Here is a 25,308-nt window from a genome sequence, read left to right on the forward strand (position 1 = left end):
CGGTCGTTGCATGATTCTCGCCGTAGGCCGGTATGCGGCCTGCGGCAACGGGCGGCACCTGACGCCCCCGCTCAGGCTCTGCGAGCTGCTCGATAACGGATGTTTTCCGACCTTCTGTCGGGGTGTAGATTGTCGTCCCCGCCGCCTCCTGGCGGCCGCGTTTTGTCCGCCGGTCATCCTGGTGCCGCCGCTCATGGAGAGTTCGTCCGGATCCTTCTCGAGGAGCCGCTCGACCCTGCTGTGGCTTGCGAGCCTGCTCGCGTGCCTCCTCTCCGCGTGCGCGCAGAACCCTGCGGCGCGAGGGCCCTTTCCGGGCTTCGCCGAGTACGAGGGCATGTACGTCGACGAGCTGGAATTCGTTGGGGATCTGGTCCTCCCCCGCGACTCACTCGCGGCGATCACCATGGCGCACGCCCCTCGCTGTCGAGTGGCCTTTCTCCCGCGCAAGCTCTGCATCTTCGGGATGCGCCGGTATCGACTCAGCCTCACGGAGCTCTACGGCGACGTGGTACGGCTCCACCTCTTCTACCGTGATCACGGTTATTATGGCTCCCGGGTCACACCGTCGGTCGAGCCCATGGGTGAATACCTCTCAGTGCGCTTCGGGATCTCTCCCGGCGACCGGGTGGTGGTGACCGATCTCACCATCGAAGGGGTCGACAGCATCATCCCCTTCGAAGAGCTCGCCCGGGAGCTGCCGATCGCTACCGGCGGACCTTTCCGCCGGGTAGGCTTTCTGGCTGCGGCGGATACCATTCAGTCGGAGTTGTATCGCCGAGGTTACGCGTACGCTCAGGTCCTGAGGAACTATTCGATCGATACCATCGCCGACGTGGCGGAGGTGATCTACCAGGCTGTTCCCGGTCCCCAGGTGACTGTGGACAGCCTTGTCATTCTCGGCGCGGACGAGCTGGGGCCGACGACCATCCGTCGGCAGGTAGGAGTTCGCGAGGGCGATCTGCTCCAGCGACAGGAGCTCACGGAAAGCCAGCGGAGCCTCTATCAGTTGGGGATCGTCAACTACGCCGCAGTCGAGATCGCTCCCGACTCGCTCCAGCTCGACACGGATTCGACCACTGCCACGGTCGCCGTGCGGATCGTCGAAGCACCCAAGTACCTGACCGAAGCCGCGGTGGGCTGGGGACAGGTGGACTGCCTCCGGAGCGGCGTGCGGGCCAGAGATCGGAACTTTTTCGGCGGCGGGCGCACGATGGAGCTCACCGCCTCTGCGGCGAAGATCGGCGTCGGCTCTCCCCTCGACTTCGGCCTGCAAGGGTCCTTCTTCTGCCGCGACCTCGAGAACGATCTCTTCAGCGACGAGGTGACCTACCGGCTGGCGGCCGACTTCCGGCAGCCACGGCTCCTCGGTACGCGGACCCAGCTCAGCACCACGCTGCACACCGAGCGTCAGTCCGAGCTGCTGCTCTACCTGCGAGAATCGGTCGGTGGGCAGGTGAACGTGAGCCGGGAGGTGGGACGGGGAATGCTGGTGGGCACCGGCCTCCAGGTGGAGCGCGGGTCGACCTCCGCGTCACCGGCGATCTTCTGCGTGCTCTTCACCGCCTGCAGCAGCCTGGAGCAGGAGCCATTGCGACGCGATCGCTGGACCAACGCGGTGACCCTCACCGCGTCGCTCGATCGTACGACGAACCTCCTGCGGGTGACGAACGGCTACCAGCTACGGACGAACTTCGCCTGGGCATCGCCGGTGTTCCTCTCCGACGATACCTATTTCAGCGTGCTCGGCGAGGCCGCCGGCTATCTGGCCTTAAACTCCGAATGGGTGTTGGCGGCCCGTCTGCAAGCGGGGAGCTTCATCGCGGGGGCCGATGCCGTGCGGCGGGGTACCCTGCCCCCGGAGCGGCGATTTTACGCGGGAGGGCCGAATACGGTGCGAGGGTTCCCGATCAACGGCCTCGGCCCCCAGACCTACGTGGTGCAGGAAGACGACTACAACCGGGTCGTCCACGATGAAGGCCGTCCGGTCGAGGAGGTGCCTGCGCGCGCCTTCCCGCTAGGGGGCACCCAGGTGTTCGTGGGCAGCCTGGAGCTGCGGGGTCCGTCCCCCTTCCTCTCCGACTTCACCCGCCTCGCCGCCTTCGTCGATGTCGGACAGGTGTGGGCGGCGGGGGTGGAGGAGATCGACAACCGAGTGGACCTGGCGGGCGGGAACCTGGTGGTAACTCCAGGCTTCGGGTTGCGGATCTCGACCCCCGTCGGGCCGATCCGCGCGGATCTCGGGTACAACGCCTATGATCTGCGAGAAGGCCCGCTCTATCTCGCTACGGGAGGCGGCGGCGAAGGGTCCAGCGATCTGGTCATGCTCCTGCCGCGCTTTGCGCCGGAGCAGGAGACGCTGCTGGACCGGTTCCAGCTCCACATCGCGGTAGGGCAGGCGTTCTGATGCTCAAGCGCCGGCTGCGGCAGGGGACGATGCTCCTCGCCGGTCTCGCCGCCGGCTTCCTCCTGGCCCTCCTCGCGGCCTACCTCTATTTCCGCGCGGTCTCCGACGCGGCCCTGGCCGAAAGCGTGATCCGCACGGTTGGCCTTCCTCCCTCGGCTTTCGAGCTCGAGCGGGTGGAGGGGGACAGCATCGCCGTGGTTTCGGCCTCGGAGATCGTCGTCCGCTCCGAGGAAGGCGACACGATGTTCGCGGCCCCCACCGCGCGACTCCGCGTGCGTTTGAGCTCGCTCTCGGGCGATGGGCCGATCGTGGCGGACGAGGTCCGTCTCCTGCGGCCGTACGTCAACTTCGAGCAGTCTCCGTCAGGCGAGATCAACCTGACGCAGGCAATGGTAGTAACGGCCGGTGGGCAGGAGCTGGAGGGAGAGGAGGGGCGGCCGATCGAGCTGCGCGACGTGCGCCTGGAGGACGCCCGCATCCGCGTTGTCACTCCCTACGAGCCGGATTCGCTTTCCACCGAGCTACCCCCCGACGTGCGCCTGGCGCGCTCCGGCGGGTCGGCCATGCGCCTCCGCTGGGCGCGCAACGTCGACGCCCGTCTACCCCTCGTTCGGGTGGGTGGCGGCCAGGGGTGGCGGGTGGAAATTGCGGCTCTCACGGCCATGTTGACCGACCCGGCCACGAGGATCACCCAGCTGGCCGGGTTCGCTGAGGCCCCCGCCGACGGCCCCATCACCTTCGGCCTGCGGGAGCTGCGTACCGGTCAATCGGTGATGGCCGCCTCGGGCACCCTGGAATTCACCGAGAACGGGGTGCAGGTGGACGTCGAAGGCCAGGTGCAGCCACTTGCGTTTTCCGATGCGCGGTGGTTCGTGCCTGCCCTTCCCGAGGATGGAACCGCGCGCGGAGCCTTTGCCGTCCAGGGTGGCGTCGGGTCGCGCCTGGCAATTGGCGCGAGCGACCTCGAGGTGGAGGTGCGCGACTCCCGGATCACAGGCTATCTGTCGGCCGAGATCGGAGGTGACGCGCCCGCCGCGTTCGGCGAGACCCGTCTGTCTCTCGAGCCCCTCCGCATCGAGACGGTGCGCTCGTTCGGAATCGGTGCAGACCTTCCCTACACCGGAGAGATCACCGGCACGGTCAGTTCGGCCGGCGGGGTCGCGGGCGACACGGCGGAGCTGCAGCTCGACCTCACCGCGGCGGTCACGCCGGAGAGCCGCGAGACGACCGCTTCGACCATCTTCGTTCAGGGCCCCATCGCCCTCACCGAGGAGATGGAGGTGCGGTTCGCGGGGTTGAGGGTGGCGGTGCAGCCGCTCTACCTGGAGGCGCTGCGCCCCCTCTCTGAGGAGAATGCGGACCGCCTGAGAGGAGTCCTGCGCGGGAGCGTGATTCTGGAAGGCACCCCGCGTGATCTGCAGCTCAGCCAGGGTCGGCTCGATTATGAGGTGGGAGAAGCACCGGTCACCACGCTCACCGAGATTTCGGCCAGCATCCGGCTCGACCCCGAGCTTCGCTTCGACCTCTCTACCCAGGCGCAGCCGATTGCCCTGGGGACGTTGGCGGCGCTCTTCCCCGGACTGCCCTTCCGGAGCGCACGCTTCGCCGGGCCGCTCCGCTTGAGCGGCACCGCGGACGAGGTGCGGATCGACGCGCAGCTCGCGGGCTCCGCCGGTAGCATCATGGCGCAGGGAGCCGTCTGGCCCGGCGACCCCCTCCGCTTCGATGTAAACGGTGAGGTCGCGGCGTTCAACGCGGAAGCCGTGCTCGCCCGGTCGGTCCCGATGGAAGGACCGGTGACGGGAACCTTCCAGGTGAACGGCAGCAGCCAGCAGTTCGCTTTCGACGTGGACCTGGCGCAGGAAGGGGAGGAGGCGGAGCAGGAAGGGCGCTTCGCCCTGGCCGGCACCTTCCGCTCAGGGACCGACGCCCCGGCCCTGATCGACGTGGCGGGTGACGTATCGAACTTCAACCTGGGCGCGGTGATCGGTCGTCCGCGGCTGTTCCCCTCGCGGATGACCGGACGGATCGAGCTGACGGGCGGTGGAACCGACCCGTACCGCTTCGCCGTCGACCTTCGTGGCCAGGCGGGCATACTCGACCTATCGGGCTATTACCTCTCCGGCAAGGTTCCCCTCTATGCGGCATCGGGGCAGGTCGTCGGTCTCGATTTGAGGCAGTTGCCCGGACTGCAACTCCTCCCCTCCACCTCGCTGCGCGGCACGGTCGAGCTGGAGGGGCAGGGAACGAGTCTCGAGACACTCGCCGGTTCCCTGCGCTTCAACGCCCTCGGATCCACGGTGGGAGGGATGCGGCTCGACCGGCTGAACCTGGACCTCGCGGTGGATGACGGGGTGCTGCAGGTGCGCACGCTGGAAGGAGGCCTGGCGGGAACGCAGCTCAGCGCACAGGGGAGGCTGGGCCTCTCTCGTCCGGTCAGCGGGAACCCCCTACAGATCCGCGCGGTGTCCCGGGACCTCAGCCGCCTTGCCCCACTTGCCAGCGGTGTCACCGGTCTGCCGCCACGGCTTACCGGCTCGTTCGTCATGCAGGCGACGCTGACGGGGTCGATCCGCGCGCCCGTGGTCACCGCCTACTTCCGCGGGCAGGAGCTCCGCTACGAACGCTATCTTGCCGAGCGTCTGGAGCTGGACGCGGACCTGGCGATCGGCGAGAGGGTGGAGCAGATCGAGGGCTCGGTCCTGGTTTCGGGAGACGGGCTCGCCCTTCCCAACATGACCATGGACTCGCTGCGGTTCGCCGCGGATGGGACGCAGGACAGCATGGCCGTCCGCCTGGCAGTGACGCGCGAGGCGGGCAGCGACATCCAGCTCAGGGGAGCCCTCGAGCTGGAGGGGAGGGAACCGCGCGGCCTCCTGCTGGATTCCCTGCTGCTCCGCGCGGGGCTCCTCGTCTGGGACCTGGAGGCCCCGGCGGAGGTTCGCTGGGGTGGGCCTGACGGCGTGCAGGTCTCGAACTTCGTGCTGCGGAGCCGCACCGATCCCAACGCCAGCGTCAGGATTGCCGGGCAGCTTCCGGAGAGCGGTGCGACGGACCTGAGGATGGAGGTGCGACGCCTCGACCTCGAGCTGGTCCGCCGCCTCCTGCCGGACGCCCCAGACCTCGGAGGCGTGGTCGACCTCGACCTGCTCCTGCAGGGCACCACGCAGACGCCGAGACTGGTCGCCCGGGCTTACGGATCCGGGCTGCGCTACCAGGGAGTGCTGCTCGACTCGATGTCGCTGAACGCGCAGTACGATGCGCAGCGACTGGTGACTGAGGCCAACCTATGGCAGGGCTCGGTGCCGGTGGCGGTGGCTCGTGCAGAGATCCCGATGACCGTGACGCTCGACGGGGTCGCTCCCTCGGGAGAGCTGATCCGCACCGAGCCGGTCGTGGCCAACATTCGCGCCGATTCGCTCCCCCTGGGGCTGCTCACCGCCGGATCGTCGCAGGTCTCCGATGGTGCCGGCATGATCGTCGGTCAGCTCGACCTGCAAGGGACCGCCGAGGACCCCCTGCTCAGCGGCTACGCCACCGTGATCAACGGCGCCGTCACCGCTCCGCAACTCGGCCGGAGGTTCGAGCGCATCTCCGGGCATTTCATCCTCGACGAGCAGCAGATCCTCATCGACTCGCTGGTGGTCTGGAGCGCCGGGCGCGGCGAGGTGAACGGCTCGGTGCGGGTGACGGACCTCGAGCGGCCGGAGCTCTATCTCACCGCGTCCTTCGATGGCTTCCACGCCATCGACAACCGTCAGATCGCCAACCTGACCATGTCGGGCAACGTACGCCTCGAGGGAGTCATGCCCGAACCGGTGCTCACCGGCTCGGTGCGCCTCCAGGACGGCGCGATCTACATCCCGTCGCTCGGGGAGCAGGTCCCGCTGGAGATCGCGAACGTCGACGTGGGCCAGGTGGGAGCCGACACCGCGGTCGCCGCGGCCATCGGGCCAAGCCTCCTGGAACAGGTTCGCATCAGCGGTCTGGAGGTCGCCGTCGAGGAGGGGGTCTGGCTCGAGTCGGACGAGGCCAACGTCCAGATTCGCGGGGACCTGGTAGTGATCCGGAACGGGCCGGACATGCAGCTCTTCGGCACCATGGAGGCGGTGCGTGGCACCTACACCCTTCCGATCGGACCGCTCTATCGCGAGTTCGAGGTGGTGAGCGGCTCCGTGCGCTTCCTGGGAACACCCAACTTCAACCCCGAGATCGACATCACGGCGGAGCACGAGGTGCAGGCCGGAACCGCGGGGGGACAGCAGGCGCTCGCAGTGCTCGTGCACCTGACCGGAACGCTCGAGAACCCCAGCATCGAGCTGACCTCCAATACCCGTCCGCCCCTGCCGGAGTCGGAGTTGTTGAGCTGGCTGGTCTTCGGACAGCCCTCCTTCCGCTTGAACCAGGGGACAGGTGCCCTGGCGCAACAGCTCGTCATCCAGGAGTTCGTCGGCGGCCTGCTCAGTCGCCAACTCAACGACCTGGGGCTCCCCTGCGAGTACTTCCGCCTCCGCGGCCGCCCGAACCTTCTGAACCTGGTGGATCCGCTCGGTGCCACCTCGCTGGAGTGCGGGGTGCAGGTGGTCGAGGACCTCTTCCTCACCCTGGAGACGGGGGTGCTCTCTTCCCTCAGGGGAGACAACAGCTCGGTTCGCGGCACGCTGTTCGGCCTGCGTATGGATTGGCGAGTGAACGACCAGCTGACGACGACGATCGCGCGGGAGCCGGTGCAGTCGGCGCTGGGAACGCTCTACATCACCGCGTCCGAGATCCCCTACCAGTTCTCGGTCGAGGTCCGGGGCACCTGGGAGTTCGAGAAACCGAGACAGACCGAGCTGCCGGTGCCCGATCTCGAGGAAGATTCCGTAGTAGAGTCCGCTCCGATCGAAGCCGTCGCACCCCCCGATACCCTTTCCGAGTCTCCGGAAGGGGGCGGCCCGGCGAACGAGCGGGAGGGCGAGGAGCTACCGCAACCGCCTCCCAACGGCGCCGATCCTCAGGCCGCCCGGCCCGAAAACGAGGAGTGAACGACAAAGGGCCGGTCCTGCGTGGGCCGGCCCTTTCTCCCAGGACGCAAAAGCAAAGCGGTTCAGAGCACGGGGCGGCGCTCCGCGTTCTCCTCGTTCAGCTCGATGTGAATGCTGTCGCCGGTGACCTCGATCGGCTCGTTCCAGTACAGCTCTTCGTAGGGCAGGGCATAGCGGCCGTAGACCCACCACTGCCCTTCGGGCACCTCGAAGACGGCGATACCATCAGTGTTGGTGGTGTCGGCCACGGGTTCCACACCCCGCTGCTCAACCTTCGCGTCGGCGACCTGCTGGAAGTCACGGAACGCTTCCTCCGCCCAGGCGTCGCGGGCGGCGCGCAACGAATCCGCGCGAGCCATGGTCGCCTGCTGGAGCGCCGTAACCCGGGCTTGAGCAGAGTCCACCGCTTGCTTGACGCTTTCAACCTCCCTCTCTAGTCTGCTGAAAGTCTCGAATACCTCTCGGTATTCGGGGGTATCCAGGAGGTCCTGCTCCTGCATCTGCTGGGTTCGCTGGGCGACGACTCCCAGGGAGTCCTGCAGCGATTGCAGGCGCGCTTCGAGCTCGGTCTGCTGCTGCTGCGCCTGGACGATCTGTTGCCGCTGCGCGATCAGGTCAGGGGGAATAGGAGGCTCGGGAGTGCCGTAGGCGGCTTCCAGCGAATCAAAGATGGCGTCGCGGTCGTAGGGGAGAAGCTGGATCGGGACTTCCGGCAGAGGGATACTCTGCCCGATACTGTCTTCGACCATCGTTACTTCCGCTACGACCTGGGTTCTGCTGCACGCAGCCGACCCGAGAAGCAGGGTCAGGAGCGGCAGCGCAAATGCTCGCTTCATTTGCAACTCCAGCATTCAATTAGAGTTAGGCTCTCTAGCCAGGGGAAAAGTTTGAGCCAAGGTACCGAGCGTCCATTTTCTTTTCAACCCCGTCCGGCTGGGGGCTCCCTGAAACGCGTCCTGTCGGAGCTACTGCTTTTTCTGGGCCTCGGACTGGTTGCCGTGCCGGTGGCAGGGGGGCAGGACACCGGCGGACTGCAGATTCCCGCGCCGGTCGGCTACGTCAACGATTTCGCCGACATCATCCCTCCGGAGCGTGAGCGCCAGATCGACGCGGTGATACAGGAGGTGCGCGCGAAATCGGGGGGCGAGATGGTGGTCGTGACTCTGCCTTCACTGCAGGGTCGGACGGCAGACGAGGTGGCGCTGGCGATCGGTCGGCAGTGGGGTGTCGGGCGGGTCGGGGAGCCGGGTGATCCGGCACGAAACACCGGCCTGATCGTGCTGGTAGCGCCGCAGGAGCGCCGCTGGAAAATCGAGGTCGGCCTCGGCACCAACACGTTCATTACCGCTTCGGAGGCGGGCCGCATCGGTCGGGAGCAGATGGTTCCGGCCTTCCAACAAGAGGACTACGGGCTGGGGATCCTGCGCGGCGTGACCGCCCTGGCGATGGAGTACGCCGAGCGGTTCGGCTTCGAGTTGACCGGAGAGATCCCGGCGGAGGCGCAACCGCAAAGCGGTGGAGGGGGCGGAGGTGGACCGGGGATCTTCACCTGGGTGGTCATCGCAGTCATCCTGTTGATTCTGTTTTCCGGGCGGCGAGGTGGTGGGGGTCGAGGTGGAGGCGGTGGCCCCGGCGGGCGAGGTGGGGGCGGAAGGCGTCGCTATCACGGGGGACCCGTGATCATCCCCTTTCCCATCGGTGGGGGATGGGGCCGGGGTGGATTCGGTGGCTTCGGTGGTGGTTTTGGTGGGGGTGGATTCGGTGGAGGCGGATTCGGCGGATTTGGTGGAGGTGGCGGCTTCGGCGGCGGCGGGGCAGGGGGGAGCTGGTGATCACGATAGAGACCGAGGATCCAATGGAGCCGATCGAGAGGGCGCGTGAGTTCGCGAGGAGGCTGGAGGAGATCTACGGAGAAGAGCTGGTCTCCGTGGTGCTCTATGGATCGGCCGCACGGGGCGATTACCGAGAAGGGGTCTCGGATCTCAACCTCCTGGTGCTGCTGCGCGCCGTGAACCCCTCCGTGCTGCATCGCGGCACGGAGATCGCGCGCGAATGGGCGGCGCAGCGCAATCCGCCGCCGCTCATGTTCAGCGAAGCGGAGTGGCGTGCATCGGCGGATGTCTTCCCCATCGAGTACAGCGACATGCGCGACGCCCACGTGGTGCTCCACGGCCTCGATCCGTTCGAGGGGCTGCACATCGACTGGGAGCACCTGCGCCTCAACTGCGAGCACGAGCTGAAGTCGAAGCTGATTCAGCTGCGGGAGCAGTACCTGCTCCTTGCCGACGATCCCCAGGGACTCGGTCAGATGCTGACCCGCTCCTTTCCCACCTTTCTCACCCTCTTCCGCGCCGGCCTACGGCTCGCGGGGGAGTCGGCACCGCGTGACTCCGACGTCACCATCGCTGCGGTTGCCGCGCACGCCGGGTTCGATCCCGCCGCTTTCCAGGAGGTCCTCGCGGCACGGAGCCGCGGTGCAGAGTTGAGCCCGGCCGCCGATGATCCGGTGGTCACCGGCTACCTGACCTCGGTCTCGCGGGCGACCGCCTGGCTCGACGGGCTGCAGGCTCCTTCCACTTCCGCGTGAGGATGTGACGCCCTCGGCCAACCGGGTGCTGCTGGTCTTCATCGACGGGATGGGGATCGGTACTGCCGAGCCGGGGGTAAACCCCTGGCTCGGCGCGCAATTGCCGAACTTCCGTGAGCTCTTCGGCGGGCGGATTCCCGTGCTGGGCGACGTCTCGGGAAATGAGGCCGGTGATGGGGCCGCTTCCTGGGTGGCTGCAGACGCCACCCTGGGCGTCGCGGGGCTGCCCCAGAGCGGTACCGGCCAGACCGCCCTGCTCACCGGCGAGAACGCGGCGCGGGAGTTCGGCCGCCATTTCGGGCCGTGGATTCCCACCGTCCTGCGGGACCTGCTGGCTCAGCGCAACCTGCTCAGCCGCGCGGCCGCGGCAGGTGAGAGAGTTGCATTCGCCAACGCCATCCCCCGTCCCTCCCCACCGGGTGAGGTGCCCCGGAGGCCGGGCGCCGTGCCCCTCGCCGCGCAGCTCGCCGGCGTGCTCGACCGACACCTGGAAGCGTTGCGGGAGGGTCGTGCGGTGGCGTCCTCGATCACCAACGAGCGCTGGCGCCGGCACTTCCCGGAGGTCGAAGAGATCGCTCCCGAGGCGGCCGGAGAGCGCCTTTCACACATCTCCCGGCAGGCGGAGCTCACGTTGTTCGCTCACTACGACACCGACTACGTGGGTCACCGCGGGGACCTGTCGGAGGCCGTCGCGGTACTGGAACGCGTGGACCGCTTTCTGAGCGGCGTTCTCGCCGGGCTTCCAGGCGATACGCTGCTGGTCATAGCCAGTGACCACGGCAACATCGAGGATGCGTCCGTCGGCCACACCACCAACCCGGTCCCGGTTATCGCGGTTGGTCCGGGTGCCGAACCTCTGGTGCGGGGCGTGCGATCGATCACCGACGTCGCCCCCGCGCTGCTGCGAGTGCTGAACGTGGATTGAGGGGAGAATCGTGATGAGAATCGAGACGCGCGCCGTCCTGTACGATTTCGACGGCACGCTGGCCGATACGACCGAGCTGGTGATGGAGTGCTACAGGCTCACGATGCAACAGCACCTCGGCGAAGTGCCGCCGGAGGAGGAGTGGCTGCGTGGGTTCGGCACTCCGTTGGAGATCCAGATGAATCGCTTCGCCCGCACTCCCGAGGAGTGCAAGGAGATGATCGCCACCTATCGCCGTTACCAGGAGACGCAGGCGGAGAGGCTGATCCGCCCCTTTGCCGGCGTGCTCGAGACTCTCGATGCGCTGCGGGAGCTAGGCATGGCGATGGCAATCGTCACCAGCCGGCACCGCGAGAGCACCCTGCGCGCACTGGATCTCTGCGGCATTACCGATCGTTTCCCCGTGATCGTGAGCCCGGAAGACGTCGCTTCACCCAAGCCGCACCCGGAGCCGGTCCTGTTGGCGCTGGACCGCCTCGGAGTCGTGGCCGAGCAGGCGATCTTGGTGGGTGACTCGCCTCACGACATGGCGGCCGGCCGGGAGGCAGGCACGCGGACCGCAGCGGCCCTGTGGGGGCCCTTCCCGCGCAAAGCCCTCGAATCGGAGCGCCCCACTTATTTCCTGAGGCGGCCGGAAGAGGTCCTCGAGCTGATCGATAACGGCGCACTCCAGCGGGTCGCCGCGGGCGGAAGCGCTGCGTGAGATATAGAGAAGACGGTAGAGCAGACGAGCGGCGGCGAGCTACTTGAACCGGTAGGTGATGCGGCCGCGGCGGAGATCGTAGGGGGATAGCTCCACGGTCACGCGGTCGCCTTCGAGGATCCGGATGTAGTTCTTGCGCATCCGGCCGGAGATGTAGGCGAGCACCTCATGCCCGTTTTCGAGCTGCACACGGAAGTTGGTATCCGGCAGGACCTCCGTGACGGTACCCTGCATCTCGATTGCTTCTTTCGCCAAGCAGTTTTCTCCTGTTGTGGGGTTAACCGGCAACACCGGAGTATCTTACGAATATAGAGAGCTAGCGGGAAGCGGAAAAGAGGAAACAACGCCCCAGCTTTCCGCTCATATTCCATCCAATCGTCGGGGTTCCGGCCAGGAGGAAGCTACGGATGCGCATGCTCGTGTTGGGCGCTGGTCAGCAGGGCTCCGCCTGCGCGTACGACTTGCTGACGCACAGCGACGCTGAAGTGGTCCTGGCCGATCGGGAACTCCCCGGCAGACTCCCTTCCTTTCTCGCTGCTTTTCAGGATACCAGGCTGAAGCTGGTTCGTGTCGACGCGGATGACCCGGGCAGCGTGGATCGGGTGATGGAGGGCGCCGACGCCACCCTCTGTGCCCTGCCGTACTACCTCAACCTGCCGATGATGGAGGCGGCAATCGCCGCGGGCTCACACTTCTGCGACCTGGGTGGGAACACGGAGATCGTGCTGCGCCAGAAGAAGCGCAGTGCGCAGGCGCGGGAGCGAGGGGTGAGCGCCGTCGCCGACTGCGGATTGGCCCCGGGGATGGTGAACATCCTGGCCGAAAAGGGCATTCGCAGCCTTGACCGGGTGCGGTCGGTACGGATCCTGGTCGGCGGCCTCCCGCAGCGCCCGGAACCCCCGCTCGGATACCAGGTGGTGTACAGCCTGGAAGGGGTGATCGATTACTACACCAGCCTCTCGTGGGTCCTGCGTGAGGGGCGGCTGCAGCGCAGGGAGGCCCTCTCGGAGGTGGAAGAGCTGGAGTTCCCCGGAGCGGGGCGGCTGGAAGCATTCCACACGGCGGGCGGCCTTTCCCTCATGGCCCAGCGCTACGAGGGGGTGGTCGAGTCGATGGAGTACAAGACCCTCCGCTACCCCGGGCATGCCATGGTGATGCGGGTGATCCGCGACCTGGGGCTGTTTGACCGGGAGCCTGTCGAAGTGGGGGGCGTGAGGGTCGCGCCGCGCGATCTCTTCCTCGCCGTGGCGGGTCCCCGCCTGCGCAGAGACCCGGCCGAAAGCCCGGATCTGGTGGCGATGCGCGTGGAGGTGACCGGTGAGAAGGGGGGTGAGGAGCGCACCCTGCGCTGGGACCTGCTCGACCACTACGACCCGCGCACCGGGATCACCGCCATGATGCGGACCACCGGCTTTTCCCTCGCAATCACCGCGCTGTTGCAGGTGGAAGGCGCGGTAGCGCCGGGGGTGTGGACCGCTGACGAGGCCATCCCCGCCGATCCCTACGTGGCTGCGCTGCGGGAGCGCGGCATCGAGGTGCGGCAGACGTCGGCGTAGAGGCGCGGAGGTGAGCTACGAATTACGAATTACGACTTACAACGAATTGCGAATTGAGGCTTGAACGGCGACCGGATGATGTTTAGATACGAACTGGGGATTCGTAGCGATGTCTCCAGCATCCTTGCAGTTCGTAATTCGTAATTCGTAATTCGTAATTCGGCGGACCGGGGGGGCTGAGTTCTAGGCTTTCAGGCCGCTCACCAGCTCTTTCATGCGCTCGGCTGTCAGCAGTAGCTGCTGGCTCGCCCCGGAGACCTCTTCGGTCGCGGCCGACTGCTCCTGCGCGGCCGCTGCCACCTGTTCGGCGCTCGCCGCGTGCGCCTCGGCCGTCTCCAGGACGCCCGCCAGCCCCTCCTCGACTTCCTTGAGAGCCTCCTGGTTGCTCGCCACGGCCTCCGCTACGCGGCACGCGGCCCGGCGGATGTCCTCGATCTGCTGACGAATGCACGCAAGCGAATCTCCGGCCGTCTTGGACACCTCTTCCACCCCCGCCACGCGCGCGGAGCCGCGCTCCATCGTCCCCACCATCCGGGTGATCTGCCCGCGGATCTCCTGAACCACCTGGGCGACCTCCCGGGCCGCTCCCGCCGAGCCGTCGGCGAGCTTCCGGACTTCCTCGGCCACCACCGCGAAGCCCCGTCCGTGCTCACCGGCTCGCGCGGCCTCGATCGCGGCGTTGAGCGCCAGCAGGTTGGTCTGCCGGGCGATTCCGGTGATCGTCTCCACGAAGCTATCAATCCGTGAGGAGGCGCGTTCCAGGTCGCGCACCTCCAGCTCCGAGGCCTGAACCACGCCGCGGATCTCCAGCAGCATCCCCAACGCGCCCGCCACCTGCTCTCCGCTCTCCGCGGCGGTCGCGTCGATCTGGTCGCTCAGTGTGGTCACCTCCCCGGACGCGATGGCGATCCCCTGCGTGCGCTTGCCCATCGCCGCGAGGGCGCAGCGGGTGCTCTGCAACCCCTCGGACTGGCTCTCCGCGCCCCGGGTGATCTCCACCATGGCGGTGGCGACCTCCCCACTGGAGGCCGCGACCTCCTCACTGATGCTGGACAGGTCGAAGGCGGAGGCGGAAACCTGTTCGGCGATGCTTGCGGTCTCGGATACCAGGGTGCGCAGCTGCGAGGCCATGGTGTTGAAGGAGGCGGCGAGCGCAGCAAACTCCTTCAGCAGCCGCTTCTCCTCGAGATGGACGCGGAGGTCGCCCTCGCCCAGCTGGCGGGCCGCGCTCATGAGCTGCTTGAGGGGCAGATCGATGCCGCGGATGGCGGCGTACATGATCCACCCACCCAGTCCCAGAGCGAGGGTCAGCACCGCCAGCAGGATCGACTGACGGTCGCTCCCCATCTGCTCCAGGGTCGCGCTCGCGGCGGCCATCTTCTCCGTCTGTTCCGCGCTGATGTTGCGGATCGCGGTCTGCAGGCTGCGCGTGGCCAGCGAGGCCGAGTCCATGCGCTCATTCGCCTCCTGGATCCGTCCCTGGTCGCGCAGGGCGTGGGCGAGCGCGAAATCGGCCTCCATCCGGGCGTGCAGCTCCTCCAGGGCGGCGATCTGCGCCTGCTCCGGCGTGGTGAGGTCGCGCAGTCGCTTGTACTGGCCGGTGATTGCGTGACCCGAGCGGCCGAAGTCGGCGAACTGCTCAGCGGCCCGCGGATCACCCGTCCGAACGTACTCTTCTCCAGCGTCGATCTGCTGCAGCAGGATCGCCTCCAACTCACCTCCGATCGCCGTGCTGCGCCGTACCGCCTCGAGGCGGGTGGTGATCTCGCTGGTGAGCGTCTCCACGGTGGCGTAGCCGATCCAGGTGGCGGCACCGATCAGGGTGAGGAGCGCCGCCGCTCCCAGGACCAGCCGGCCTTTGAGCGTGGAGAGGTGATGACGGATGAAGCGGAGCATGGCTAGGAGTCCTGCAGTCGAGTTCCTGCATGCGGTTCGCACCCGCCCACGAAGAGGAAGGGCAGGGCGGTGAGCGTCCGTCCGGCACCGACGAGCGGGCGCGAAGGCGGAAGGGAGGATGACATCATGGTGTCAGGGATCCAGAGCACGAGCACGACGAAACGGAAACGCTCCCGACAGCGAGGCCGGCGCGGGTGCTACGGCCAGCACCCTACCGGGCTTCCCCCTGAGGCGTTATCCGTTAGCGGCTGTCGAACAGAAGTATCGGCGCCGGGTTCGAGCTTTTGAACACGGCCCCCGCACGCGAGGAGAGGCTTGAGCGAAAAAGGGATCCACGAAGAGGAGATTTACGGCAAGGCGTACGACTCACGCCTTGCGCGCCGGCTGCTCGGCTACCTCAAGCCCTACCGCGGGAGGGTCGCCCTCGCCGTAGCGGTGCTGATCTCGATCGCGGCGCTGGAGATCGTGGGGCCGCTGCTGACCCGCGCAGCGATCGACCACGCCATTCCCACCGGAGATGTGGGACTACTGTGGCTGCTGGTGGGGCTCTACGCGGCGACGCTGCTGGGGACCTTCCTGCTCGATTATGCGCAGACCCTCCTGACCACCTGGCTCGGCCAGAGGGTCATGTACGACCTGCGGGTCGAGGTCTTTGCCCACCTGCAGCGCCTGCCTCTCCGGTTCTTCGACCGCAACCCGGTCGGCCGGCTGATGACGCGCGTGACCAACGACGTCGAGGTGCTCAACGAGCTGTTCAGCTCCGGCGTCGTCACTGTCTTCGGCGACCTCTTCACGCTCGTCTTCATCGTCACCGCGATGCTCCGGCTCGACCTGGGGCTTTCGTTGGTAACCTTCGCGGTTCTGCCGCTCGTCTTCGTGGCGGCATTCGTGTTCCGAAGCCTGGTGCGGAAGGCTTATCGGGAGATCCGCATTCGTGTCGCGCGCATCAACGCTTTCCTCCAGGAGCGGATCACCGGGATGCGGGTGATCCAGCTCTTCGGTCGCGAGGAGGACGCGGCACGAGCCTACGAGCGCGTCAACCGTGACCACCTGGAGGCGCAGCTCCGATCGATCACCTACTACGCGCTCTTCCTCCCGGTGATCGAGGTGTTCACCGCGATTGCCCTGGCCCTGATTCTATGGCACGGCGCCGGTGAGATCATGGACGAGAGCCTGACAGTGGGCACCATCACCGCCTTCCTGCTCTGGGCGCAGCGATTCTTCCGGCCGATTCAGGACCTCTCGGAGAAGTACAACCTGCTCCAGGGGGCGATGGCGTCCTCCGAGCGCATTTTCGCGCTGCTGGACACGCAGCCCGAGGAAGCGGTTCCCGAGCATCCGCTACGACTGCCCCCGAGGGGGGACAGGGAAGGCAGGCACCTGGTGGCGGCGGGGAGTGCCTCCGGCGAGCCCCCGGCGAGACATCCGACTGGCGCGGAGATCGAATTCCGCGACGTCTGGTTCAGCTATGGCGCACGGGACGGGAGGAGCGAAGAAGAGCAGGATTGGGTACTGCGGGGGGTCAGCTTCCGGGCGGCGCCCGGCGAGCGCGTGGCGATCGTGGGTGCGACGGGGGCGGGAAAGTCGACCATCATCAACTTGCTGATGCGGTTCTACCAGCCGCAGCGGGGGGAGATTCTGTTCGATGGGGTCCCTATCAGCCGCGTGCCGCTGGAGGAGCTTCGCTCCCGCATCGGGCTGGTGCTCCAGGACGTGTTCCTGTTCAGCGAGGACGTGGCCTTCAACATCGACCTGGGCAGGGAAGACATCGGGGAGGAGCGAGTGCGTGCCGCTGCTCGACGGGTGCGCCTGGAGCCTTTCGTGGAGCGGCTTCCTCTGGGCTACGGGCAGCCGCTGGGAGAGCGCGGGGCCTCGCTCTCCGTGGGGGAGCGGCAGCTCGTCTCCTTCGCCCGGGCGCTGGCCCTCGACCCGCAGGTCCTGGTGCTCGACGAGGCGACGAGCTCCGTCGACGCGGAGCTCGAGGCGCACATCGAACAGGCGCTGCACGAGCTGATGAAGGGGCGTACGTCGTTGGTCATCGCCCACCGCCTCTCCACCGTGATCAGCGCCGACCAGATCCTGGTTCTGCACCAGGGGGAAGTGCGGGAGCGGGGAACCCACGCGGAGCTGCTGCGGCAGGATGGCCTGTACCGACGGCTCTACGAGCTGCAGTTCGTGCGTCGCGACGAGGCCGCGTAACTTTTTGATATGGCTTGCTTTTTGCCCGGTTTGGCCGGCTCGGCGGGGCAGGAGGGAGGTGCTGCGGGTGACCTCCGCTGCCTTGAAAGCGGCCTCAGCCGGGAGGGTAATTGAGCAGAGAAGCGACGGTCCTCGTAGTCGACGACAATCGTGACAATGTGGAGATCCTGCGCACCTTTCTGGAGTCGCGAGGGTACCGCGTCGCCACGGCGGTAGACGGCAAGTCCGCGCTGGCGAAGGTGGAGGAAGTGCAGCCGGACCTGGTGCTGCTCGACGTGATGATGCCCGGGATGGACGGTTGGGAGGTGTGTCGCACGATCAAGAACCACCCTGACCACGCGACCACCAAGGTGGTGATGGTAACCGCCAAGGGTGCCTTCGAGGACAAGTTCGAGGGGATGCGGTCCGGGGCTGACGACTACGTCGTCAAGCCCGTCGATCTGGGCGAGCTGGAAGAGAAGGTCCGCAGGAACCTCGCAGCGGGAGAGCGCGCATCGTGAAGATTCTCGCGCGGGTGCAGGAGCCCACGTTACAGGAGGCGGTAACGGGGGCAGCGGCCCAGTTGTCCGCCGAGCTCATTGTCGTCGGGGGCGCCAACGGAGGATCGAGCGAGCAGCAGTTGCTGGATGGTCTGAGGACCCACCCCGACATCGTACTCGTTGAGGCCAGCCTCACCGGATCGCTGAAGCGCCTGCGCGAGGAGACCCGCGCCCGTGGCGCCGCGCTGGTCGCTGCGTGTGTCTCGGGCGAAGAAGTGCGTGAAGCGATCGAGGCACGGACCGACGAGTGGATCCTCCTTCCCGCCACGGTCGATGAGGTGGTAGGGCGGCTGAACGGCGCGCTACGGCGGGGCAGGGAGGCCGAACACCCGGAGCTCACTTCACGCGCCGCGGAGCATCTCCGTTACGAGGAGCTGCTCTACGACCGCTTCACCGGCTTCCCCACCCTGCCGGTGATGATCGAGCGTGGCCGCACCATGCTCGAGCGCACCGGCCGACTAACCATCCTCTACATCGAGTTCGTCCGCTACTCGAAGCTGGAGGAGATCTACGGTTGGCAGAAGCTGGACGAGGTGCTGCAGACCACCGCGAATGCGGTCCGCACCTTCTACGACCGGCAGCGGGGAGATGAAGAAAGCCTGATCATGGTATCCCACACGGGGGACGACGACTTCATCTTCTTCACCGAGCTGCGAGATGGTCCGGAGGTCAGCGAGGCGCGCATCAACGAGATCGCGGAGGAGCTGGAGCGCCACATCCAGCAGGAGCTGGAGGCGGTGCACGGGGAGGACATCAGCGGACTGTTCGGCATCTACATTGGCGCCACCACCATCTTCCGCAACCCGAAGATCCGCACCGAGCGGATGATCTATCGGGGAATTCGCGAGGCGGCCCAGGCGGCCCGCAGTGTCGAAAACCGCGAGCGCACCCGCAAGATCGCCGATCTGAAGACGGTCTTGAGGGAGGGCTTGGTCGAGATCGCCTACCACCCGATCGTGGTCACCGGCACGAAGGAGGTGTACGGATACGAGGCACTGGCGCGCGGAACGATGCGTGGCCTGCGCTCGCCCGAGGTGATGTTCGGTGTCGCCGACGAGGCGAACCTCATCTGGGAGCTTTCGCGGCTCTGTCGTCGTCGCGCTATCGAGGGCATTCCGCAGCACCTGGAGCCGCACCAGCTCCTCTTCCTGAACATCGATCCGCACGACTTCCGCGACCCCTCGTTTCGCGATCTCGGCCTCGACGGTCTGGGCGTCGAGGATCCGCAGCGGATCGTGCTCGAGATCACCGAGCGTACGGCCATTACCGATTATCCCGCCTTCCAGGAGTACCTGCGCACCTTCCGGGAGCAGGGGTTTCGCTTCGCGGTCGATGACGCCGGATCGGGTTACGCTGGTCTGGGCAGCATCGCCAACCTGTCGCCGGACTTCATCAAGCTCGACATCTCCCTGATTTCGGGGATCGATACGAATTTCATGAAGCAGAACCTGGTCGAGACCATGGTGAGCTTCGCCAACGACCATGGGATCAAGGTGATCGCCGAGGGGGTCGAACGCGAAGAGGAGTACGAGAGCGTGAAGTCGCTGGGGGTGCACCTGACGCAGGGCTTCCTCTTCCACAAGCCCCGCTTCATGACCACCCCCATGGGCCGCACTTCCGGCTGAACCCTGGCACGCCGCTGGCGTGCGCACCCGTGCAACGAAGTCGTCTCGTATCGGAAGGAAGATCGCCTCCGTGGAATCGACTGCTCGTTCCGCCATGCCGTCCCCGACCTCTCCCGCCGGGGCCGACCAGCCCGCCCGCAATCCCGCACAGGAGCTGAAGGACCTGCTCGCAGCGCGAGCCGGAGAGCGGCACGTGGTTGCCATTCAGGATTTTCCGGATCCGGATGCGATCTCGTCTGCCCTCGCCTACCGGGAGATTGCGGCATGTTTCAACATCAGCGTCGACATTCTCTACGAGGGGCTGATCAGCCACCCCGAAAACCTGGCGCTGGTGAACCTGCTTGAGATCGAGCTGACCCAGTTCCACGAGGGGATCCCGCTGGGCGGATACGACGCCGCGGTCTTCATCGACAACCAGGGGACGACGACGCGGCTGACCCCGCGGCTGAAGGCGGCGGGGGTTCCCACCTTCGCGGTCATCGATCACCACGACCTGCAGGACGAGCTGGAGCCCGTCTTCTCCGACATCCGGCCGGTCGGGGCGGCGGCGACGATCATGACCGAATACCTCGACAGCGGGCTCTTCCTGAAGCTGGATCCCGGCAATCCGTCGCACGTGAACCTGGCCACGGCACTGATGCACGGTCTGCACAGCGAGACCGGCCATTTCATCCGCGCAGGCCGTCCCGAGTACGCAGCCGCTGCGCAGCTCTCGCCGCTGATCGAAGCGGAGTTGCTCGAGCGTGTGCTCTGCGTGCAGAAATCGCGTGGTACCATGGACACGATCCAGCGCGCGCTCGCCGAGCGGGTGATTCGCGGGGGGCTCTCGGTGGCGGGGGTGGGCTACCTGCGGTGGGTCGACCGGGACGCCATTCCGCAGGCGGCGGACTTCCTGCTGACCGAGGAGAACGTGCACACGGCTGTGGTCTATGGGATCATCGAAGGGGAGGACTCTCGGGAGATGATCTCCGGTAGCCTGCGGACCACCAACGCCACCCTCGGAGTGGATGCGTACCTCAAGAAGGCTCTCGGGCGGGACCTGAGCGGCAGATACTTCGGGGGAGGACGTGCGCGCGCCGGGGGATTCGAGATCGACCTCGGCTTTCTCGCCGCGAGCACCGGCGACCGCAAGGAACGGGAAGCCAAGTGGGCGCTCTTCAATCGACAGATCCGGAGGAGCCTCTTCTACGCGGCGGGGCTGGAGGTGGACAAATCGGACGAAGTGCAGAGGATGAGGGAAGAGAGCGAGCTGGAGATAGAGGAATAGGCTGGGAGTAGCTTCTAGCTTCTAGCTTCTCCTCCTCCAGTCACGTGCCCGGGTCGACAATGGAAGCACTCTTCGCCTCCGCGTGGGGGCCGCTGGTCATATTCTGCCTGAGGATCGTCGACGTCTCGTTGGCCACTTTGCGCATGCTGCTCGCGATGCGCGGGGTGAAGCTGATGGCGCCGGTGATCGGCTTCTTTGAGGTTCTCTTCTGGATTTTCGCGGTGGGTAACGCGATCCGTTACCTGGATTCGCCGCTGCACCTGCTCGGCTATGGGCTCGGATTCTCTACCGGCACGCTGGTGGGGATGCTGATCGAGGAGAAGATGGCGTTCGGCATGGCGACCGTACGCGTTGTCTCACGCCATGGCGGGGTGGAGCTGGCGGAAGCGCTCCGCGATCGCGGGTTCGGCGTGACGGAGTACTCAGGCCTGGGGCGAGAGGGGCGGGTGGAGGTGGTCGACGCGGTGCTGCGCCGTCGCGACCTGCCGGTCGTCTTCAAGGAGGTGGACCTGTGGGATCCGGAGGCGTTCGTCACGGTGGGTGAGCCGCGCATGATCCAGCGCGGCTGGATGTTCGGCAGGCGCCGCAAATGACGACGCTCCGGCTCGACGTCACTCCTCGACCTCCACCGTCCAGTGGCATTCCGAGGCGCCCCGGCAGATACACTCCGAGTGCACCACGCGGTAGCGCTTGGCGGTGTGCAGCTGCATCACCTCGGCGAACGCGCCGGAGTAAAACGAGCAGGCCGCGCCGTTGGGATCGGCCCGCGAGCTGATCGAGTCGTGCAGGCGAACGTCGATCGGCCAGCGGCCCACGTGGAGCTTGGCGTCGCCGGCGATCTGTCGGAACAGGCGGCGCGCGGCGCGTCGCGCGGCGATGCGGGAGATCGGCTTGGGGGCGACGCGCAGCAAGAGCCGCGAGGTGGAGGATCGCTGTGACCAGCCATGTCGGGCCAGCCTGCGCCCCGCCTCCGCGAAGATCTCTGCCGCGTCGGGACGGCGCACCACCAGCCGCATCAGGTCGATCACGTTTGCCGCTGACTGCAGCCGGCGGGCGCGTACCTCCTCCTGAAAGCGGCGGATCTGCACGCCGACCACGTCGCTGAGGCCGAGTCGGCGCGGCATGCTGACCGTGACGTCCTCGTCCTCCAGGACCTCTTCGGGCCGGTCCCGGTCGCGCAGCGTCTCCAGCAGGAGGAGGGGAAAGAGAGGCGTTATGGTTCCGCGATTCTGGCTCGCGGAGGTAGCTCGGGAGGCGCGTCCGCTGAGGGTCGAATCCGTCCGATGCATGATGTGTCAGTGACCGGTTAGCGGCCGAGATTTGGCCGGAAGTGTCGCACTTTCCTGGCCGAGGGACAAGTGTCGGCGTGTGTCTTGCACGCCGCGGCGGTGGAGAGGTGCGGGCACCGCCAGCCGAGGAGGGAGGGAGTGGACGAGACTCGAAACCCCAACTGCGTATTCTGTCGGATCATCGGAGGGGAGGAGACGGTCAGTATCATCCACGAGGAGGAGGAAGTAATCGCCTTCCTCGACATCCAGCCGCTCTACCCGGGGCACGTGCTGGTCGTCCCCAAGCCGCACTATCCGAACCTCTTCTACGTGCCCGAAGCGCTGGCCGCGAGAACCTTCGCCACCGCAAGCCGCATCCTGCCCGGCCTCGCGCGCGCAACGGGTTGTCGGGCAGTCAACCTCTTCTCCCCCAACGGCGCGGATGGCGGCCAGAACGTCTTCCACTTTCACCTGCACCTGCTGCCGGTGCCGGAGGGGCAACCTTTCCCGCTGCAGCTTCCCAGCTCCTCGAGCCCGGTGCCCAGCCGCTCCGAGCTCGACGTGATGGCGGCGCGGATCAACCAGGCCCTGCAGGGGAGCGTCGAGCTAGTCGGCTCGACCTCGTAAGATGAACACGCCTCGTGCCTGATCAGTATTTCACCGAAGAACAGCTCGACCGCATGGAGCGAGATCCGGAGCACGCTCCGGTGGCCGAGCTCATCGTGGCGGTGCGAGAGCAGCAGCGCACGCTCGATCGCCTGCGGATGAGCCTCGACGTGGCCCTTCGCGACCGTGACGAGCTCCGCTCGGAGCTCCTTGCCTGTCGCGAGGAAGTGCGACGACTGCGGTCCGGGTGACCGGATCCCGGCCGGAGACGTGCGCCGCCCCCCTAAGACACGCCCTTCCGGAGTTGCTCGCGCTGAAGGTCGAAAACCAGGCGAACGATCTCCCGTCGCACCACTTCGGAAATCTCGGTGAACTCGACAGCCGCCCAGTGGCGCAGGTCGGTCAGAGCCTGCGTGAGCTCGCCGCGTCGAAGCACCCGTCCCTCAACGACGTGCTCCTCTTCGTTCGGGAAGGTGAAGGTGATCTGAACGGGGGTGAGGACCTCGATCGGTTCGGCGAGCCGGATGCGCGTTCCGCCGGCGCTGATGTCGGCCGTGGCGCCGAAGAGGGGCGGGCCGAGAGAGTCGTCGTCACGAATGCGGCAGACCTCGACCCGCAGCGTCGCGTCCACCCGTACGTTGTCGCGCCGCTGAATGCGTTGGAAATCCTCCGGCCATGACAGCTCGAGCATGATCGGGGATCCTGGCGGAGCATGTCGCCGCTGCACGACCGCGGTGAAGCGCCGCAACCCGTCGGGGAGTGCGAGCTGCAGCCGGACACGGGTGCCCGTAGGCACCAGCACCTCGCGCCCCCGGTTGAGCGGGGCACCGATGCTGAGTGACTTCCCCTCCTCGTAGTCGAGCACCAGGCTCGGAAACCAGACCTCCTCACCTTCCCAGGGGGGCTGGACCGCGATGGCCTGCATCGGATAGAAGTTGGTGCGCATGCGGGTCGCGGCTGCGGATCGCCCCGTGGCAGGGCCAGGAATACGTCGGCGAGGGAATCGTCAGGTTTTTCCTCATGATACAGCTTCCGCAGGCGGAGCGTCAAACGCGCCGAGACCTTGTACCGGCCGCACGCGTCGGGTAGCTTGCCGGCGCCACGGCCCAAGGCAGCTACATCGATCGGATGACAGCTCTGCGATCCAGCGTCTACGACACCATCGTCATCGGCAGCGGGTTCGGCGGCGCGATGGTGGCGTTGCCGCTGGTGGAATCGGGTCAGCGGGTGTTGATGCTGGAGCGCGGGGACTGGGTGCCCGAGGGACCGCAGCGGGCCGATCCGGTGCGCGGCTTCTTTCAGCTCACTCCGGCCTACACGCTCGAGACGGCGTACGAGGTACGTCAGCGAAAGCGACGGCACCACGAGGGGATCTGTGCATGCGTCGGTGGGCCGTCGGTGTTCTACGGCGGCGCGGCATTCCGCCTTCGCCGGGAGGATTTTCATCCGCCCGCGCAGATCGTGGGGAACTCGGGGGCAGAATGGCCGTTCAGCTACGACGATCTCGAGCCTCATTATGCCCGTGCCGAGATGCTCCTGGGCGTAGCAGGCCGCGCGGGGGAGGATCCCACCGAGCCACCCCGAAGTGCGCCCTATCCGCGCTCGCCGGTGGCGCTGGCGCCGATCTCCCGCCGCATTGTGGAGGCAGCGCAGGAGATGGGGCTGCACCCCTTCCGCATCCCGCTGGCCTTCGACGAGCGGAGTGGTGCGTGCCTCTATTGCGACGGGTACGCCTGCCACAGCGGCTCCAAGCACGACCTCGCCTCCCGCGTGATCCCGCGCCTGATCGAAGGCGGTCTGGAGCTGCGCCCGGCCACCGTCGCGATTCGGCTCGAGGCGCGAAGAGGGAGAGTGGTGGGGGTGGAGGTCTACGACCGAACCAAGCGGGAGAGGCGGGAGCTGCGTGCCGAGCGGGTCGTCCTGGCGGCGGGGGCGCTGGCTTCGCCGCACCTGCTTCTCGCCTCCGGCCTGGCTTCAGAGAATTCCGCCGGGGACGCGATAGGCAGGTACCTGATGCGGCACTGTAATGCCTTCGTTTACGCCTTCTTCCCGAAGGCGCCCAACCCGGAGGGTCTCCATCACAAGCAGGTTGCCATCAACGACTTCTACTTCGGTGACCCGGAGGGCGGGCCGGCCGACAAGCTCGGGAACATCCAGCAGGTGATGCATCCACAGCCGGGTGGGATTCTGCGGGGGCCGGCGCGCAGGCTGGCGAGGGCTGGCGGCCTCGGGCGCGCGCTCGAACGGGCGATGGCGAGGGCGATCGCCCCTGCATCCCTGCGGATGACCGGGCTCCAGGTCATCGCGGAGGACCAGCCGCGCTGGGAAAACCGCATCGAGCTGGAGCGCGGCGGGGCGGATGCGGTGGGGCTGCCGCGCGCCCGTATCGCCCACGCCTACACGGAACGCGACCTCGCGGCGCGCGCGGCGCTGGTGCGCAGGGCAAAACAGATCCTCGGCCGCGTGCCGGGCGCTCACGTGGTGCATGTCCACGAGGTGGAAACCTTCTCGCACGCGGTGGGGACGGTGCGCGCCGGCCCCGATCCGCGTCGGGCTCCGCTGGACGAGTTCTGCCAGTTCCGCGGAATCGCGAATCTCTACGTGGTGGATGGCTCATTCATGCCGACCTCTGGCGGGGTGAACCCCAGCCTGACGATCGCGGCCAACGCGCTGCGCGTGGGCGAGCGGGTCGCGCGGAGCTGAAGG

At 67.0% G+C, this 25,308-nt stretch carries 20 protein-coding genes; 15 read left to right on the forward strand and 5 right to left on the reverse strand.

Translation table 11 applies throughout. The features are described 5' to 3' along the window. The first annotated feature begins 193 nt into the window (after nt 1-193). Both VF167_05925 and VF167_05930 read left to right on the forward strand, forming a co-directional pair. On the forward strand, nt 194-2,404 hold the full coding sequence (locus VF167_05925) for a BamA/TamA family outer membrane protein (protein HEX6924945.1): 2,211 nt from the start codon (nt 194-196) through the stop codon (nt 2,402-2,404). Beyond that, complete coding sequence (locus tag VF167_05930; GenBank protein ID HEX6924946.1) at nt 2,404-7,431, forward strand: translocation/assembly module TamB domain-containing protein; 5,028 nt, start codon at nt 2,404-2,406, stop codon at nt 7,429-7,431. The genes VF167_05925 and VF167_05930 overlap by 1 nt, the downstream gene beginning before the upstream one ends. Nucleotides 7,432-7,493: 62 nt before the next feature. Here the strand turns inward: VF167_05930 and VF167_05935 are convergent, their stop codons facing one another. Next, a complete protein-coding gene (locus VF167_05935; protein HEX6924947.1) occupies nt 7,494-8,267 on the reverse strand; it encodes a hypothetical protein in 774 nt (257 codons plus the stop codon). 162 nt (nt 8,268-8,429) lie between these two features. On the opposite strand from VF167_05935, the gene VF167_05940 reads away from it, so the two are divergent. Genes VF167_05940 through VF167_05955 form a run of 4 tightly spaced genes read left to right on the forward strand, consistent with a single transcriptional unit; the run spans nt 8,430 to nt 11,646 of the window. Then, nucleotides 8,430-9,263 (forward strand): TPM domain-containing protein, encoded by an 834-nt coding sequence (locus VF167_05940; GenBank protein ID HEX6924948.1) that lies wholly within the window; start codon nt 8,430-8,432, stop codon nt 9,261-9,263. Continuing rightward, nucleotides 9,260-10,018: a nucleotidyltransferase domain-containing protein gene (locus VF167_05945; GenBank protein HEX6924949.1), complete on the forward strand. Its 759-nt coding sequence runs from the start codon at nt 9,260-9,262 to the stop codon at nt 10,016-10,018. Before VF167_05940 ends, VF167_05945 begins: the two co-directional genes overlap by 4 nt. 4 nt (nt 10,019-10,022) lie before the next feature. Further along, the gene (locus VF167_05950) at nt 10,023-10,943 is read left to right on the forward strand and encodes an alkaline phosphatase family protein (GenBank protein HEX6924950.1); all 921 of its coding nucleotides are present in this window, start codon (nt 10,023-10,025) and stop codon (nt 10,941-10,943) included. Nucleotides 10,944-10,956: 13 nt separating this feature from the next. Then, nucleotides 10,957-11,646, forward strand: coding sequence for an HAD-IA family hydrolase (locus VF167_05955; protein HEX6924951.1), 690 nt, complete (start codon nt 10,957-10,959; stop codon nt 11,644-11,646). Between the two features lie 39 nt (nt 11,647-11,685). Here VF167_05955 and infA read toward each other — a convergent pair whose 3' ends face one another. After that, entirely contained in the window at nt 11,686-11,901 is a 216-nt protein-coding gene (gene infA / locus VF167_05960) for a translation initiation factor IF-1 (protein HEX6924952.1), read from the reverse strand. Between the two features lie 152 nt (nt 11,902-12,053). On the opposite strand from infA, the gene VF167_05965 reads away from it, so the two are divergent. Next, a complete protein-coding gene (locus VF167_05965; protein HEX6924953.1) occupies nt 12,054-13,202 on the forward strand; it encodes a saccharopine dehydrogenase C-terminal domain-containing protein in 1,149 nt (382 codons plus the stop codon). A gap of 183 nt (nt 13,203-13,385) precedes the next feature. Here VF167_05965 and VF167_05970 read toward each other — a convergent pair whose 3' ends face one another. After that, nucleotides 13,386-15,098 carry a methyl-accepting chemotaxis protein gene (locus VF167_05970; protein HEX6924954.1) on the reverse strand — a complete coding sequence of 571 codons (1,713 nt, stop codon included), beginning with the start codon at nt 15,096-15,098 and terminating at the stop codon, nt 13,386-13,388. A gap of 315 nt (nt 15,099-15,413) precedes the next feature. On the opposite strand from VF167_05970, the gene VF167_05975 reads away from it, so the two are divergent. From VF167_05975 to VF167_05995, 5 genes are all read left to right on the forward strand, one after another. Further along, nucleotides 15,414-17,297 (forward strand): ABC transporter ATP-binding protein, encoded by a 1,884-nt coding sequence (locus VF167_05975; GenBank protein HEX6924955.1) that lies wholly within the window; start codon nt 15,414-15,416, stop codon nt 17,295-17,297. 110 nt (nt 17,298-17,407) lie between these two features. Beyond that, nucleotides 17,408-17,797, forward strand: a complete 390-nt coding sequence (locus VF167_05980; protein ID HEX6924956.1) for a response regulator — start codon at nt 17,408-17,410, stop codon at nt 17,795-17,797. After that, the gene (locus tag VF167_05985; protein ID HEX6924957.1) at nt 17,794-19,461 is read left to right on the forward strand and encodes an EAL domain-containing protein; all 1,668 of its coding nucleotides are present in this window, start codon (nt 17,794-17,796) and stop codon (nt 19,459-19,461) included. Before VF167_05980 ends, VF167_05985 begins: the two co-directional genes overlap by 4 nt. 94 nt (nt 19,462-19,555) lie before the next feature. Then, entirely contained in the window at nt 19,556-20,728 is a 1,173-nt protein-coding gene (locus tag VF167_05990; GenBank protein ID HEX6924958.1) for a bifunctional oligoribonuclease/PAP phosphatase NrnA, read from the forward strand. Nucleotides 20,729-20,787: 59 nt separating this feature from the next. Then, entirely contained in the window at nt 20,788-21,321 is a 534-nt protein-coding gene (locus VF167_05995) for a DUF5698 domain-containing protein (GenBank protein HEX6924959.1), read from the forward strand. An 18-nt stretch (nt 21,322-21,339) separates the two neighbouring features. Here the strand turns inward: VF167_05995 and VF167_06000 are convergent, their stop codons facing one another. Then, on the reverse strand, nt 21,340-22,017 hold the full coding sequence (locus VF167_06000) for a hypothetical protein (GenBank protein ID HEX6924960.1): 678 nt from the start codon (nt 22,015-22,017) through the stop codon (nt 21,340-21,342). A 138-nt stretch (nt 22,018-22,155) separates the two neighbouring features. Here VF167_06000 and VF167_06005 point away from each other — a divergent pair, with 138 nt between their 5' ends. Both VF167_06005 and VF167_06010 read left to right on the forward strand, forming a co-directional pair. Then, nucleotides 22,156-22,623 (forward strand): HIT domain-containing protein, encoded by a 468-nt coding sequence (locus VF167_06005; GenBank protein HEX6924961.1) that lies wholly within the window; start codon nt 22,156-22,158, stop codon nt 22,621-22,623. Nucleotides 22,624-22,637: 14 nt separating this feature from the next. Beyond that, nucleotides 22,638-22,853, forward strand: a complete 216-nt coding sequence (locus tag VF167_06010; GenBank protein ID HEX6924962.1) for a hypothetical protein — start codon at nt 22,638-22,640, stop codon at nt 22,851-22,853. A 32-nt stretch (nt 22,854-22,885) separates the two neighbouring features. Here VF167_06010 and VF167_06015 read toward each other — a convergent pair whose 3' ends face one another. Next, nucleotides 22,886-23,548 (reverse strand): PilZ domain-containing protein, encoded by a 663-nt coding sequence (locus tag VF167_06015; protein ID HEX6924963.1) that lies wholly within the window; start codon nt 23,546-23,548, stop codon nt 22,886-22,888. Between the two features lie 182 nt (nt 23,549-23,730). On the opposite strand from VF167_06015, the gene VF167_06020 reads away from it, so the two are divergent. Beyond that, on the forward strand, nt 23,731-25,305 hold the full coding sequence (locus VF167_06020; protein ID HEX6924964.1) for a GMC family oxidoreductase: 1,575 nt from the start codon (nt 23,731-23,733) through the stop codon (nt 25,303-25,305). The last annotated feature ends 3 nt before the right edge of the window (nt 25,306-25,308 follow it).

Source organism: Longimicrobiaceae bacterium, assembly GCA_036375715.1.
In the GTDB taxonomy this organism is placed as follows: Bacteria; Gemmatimonadota; Gemmatimonadetes; order Longimicrobiales; family Longimicrobiaceae; genus DASVBS01.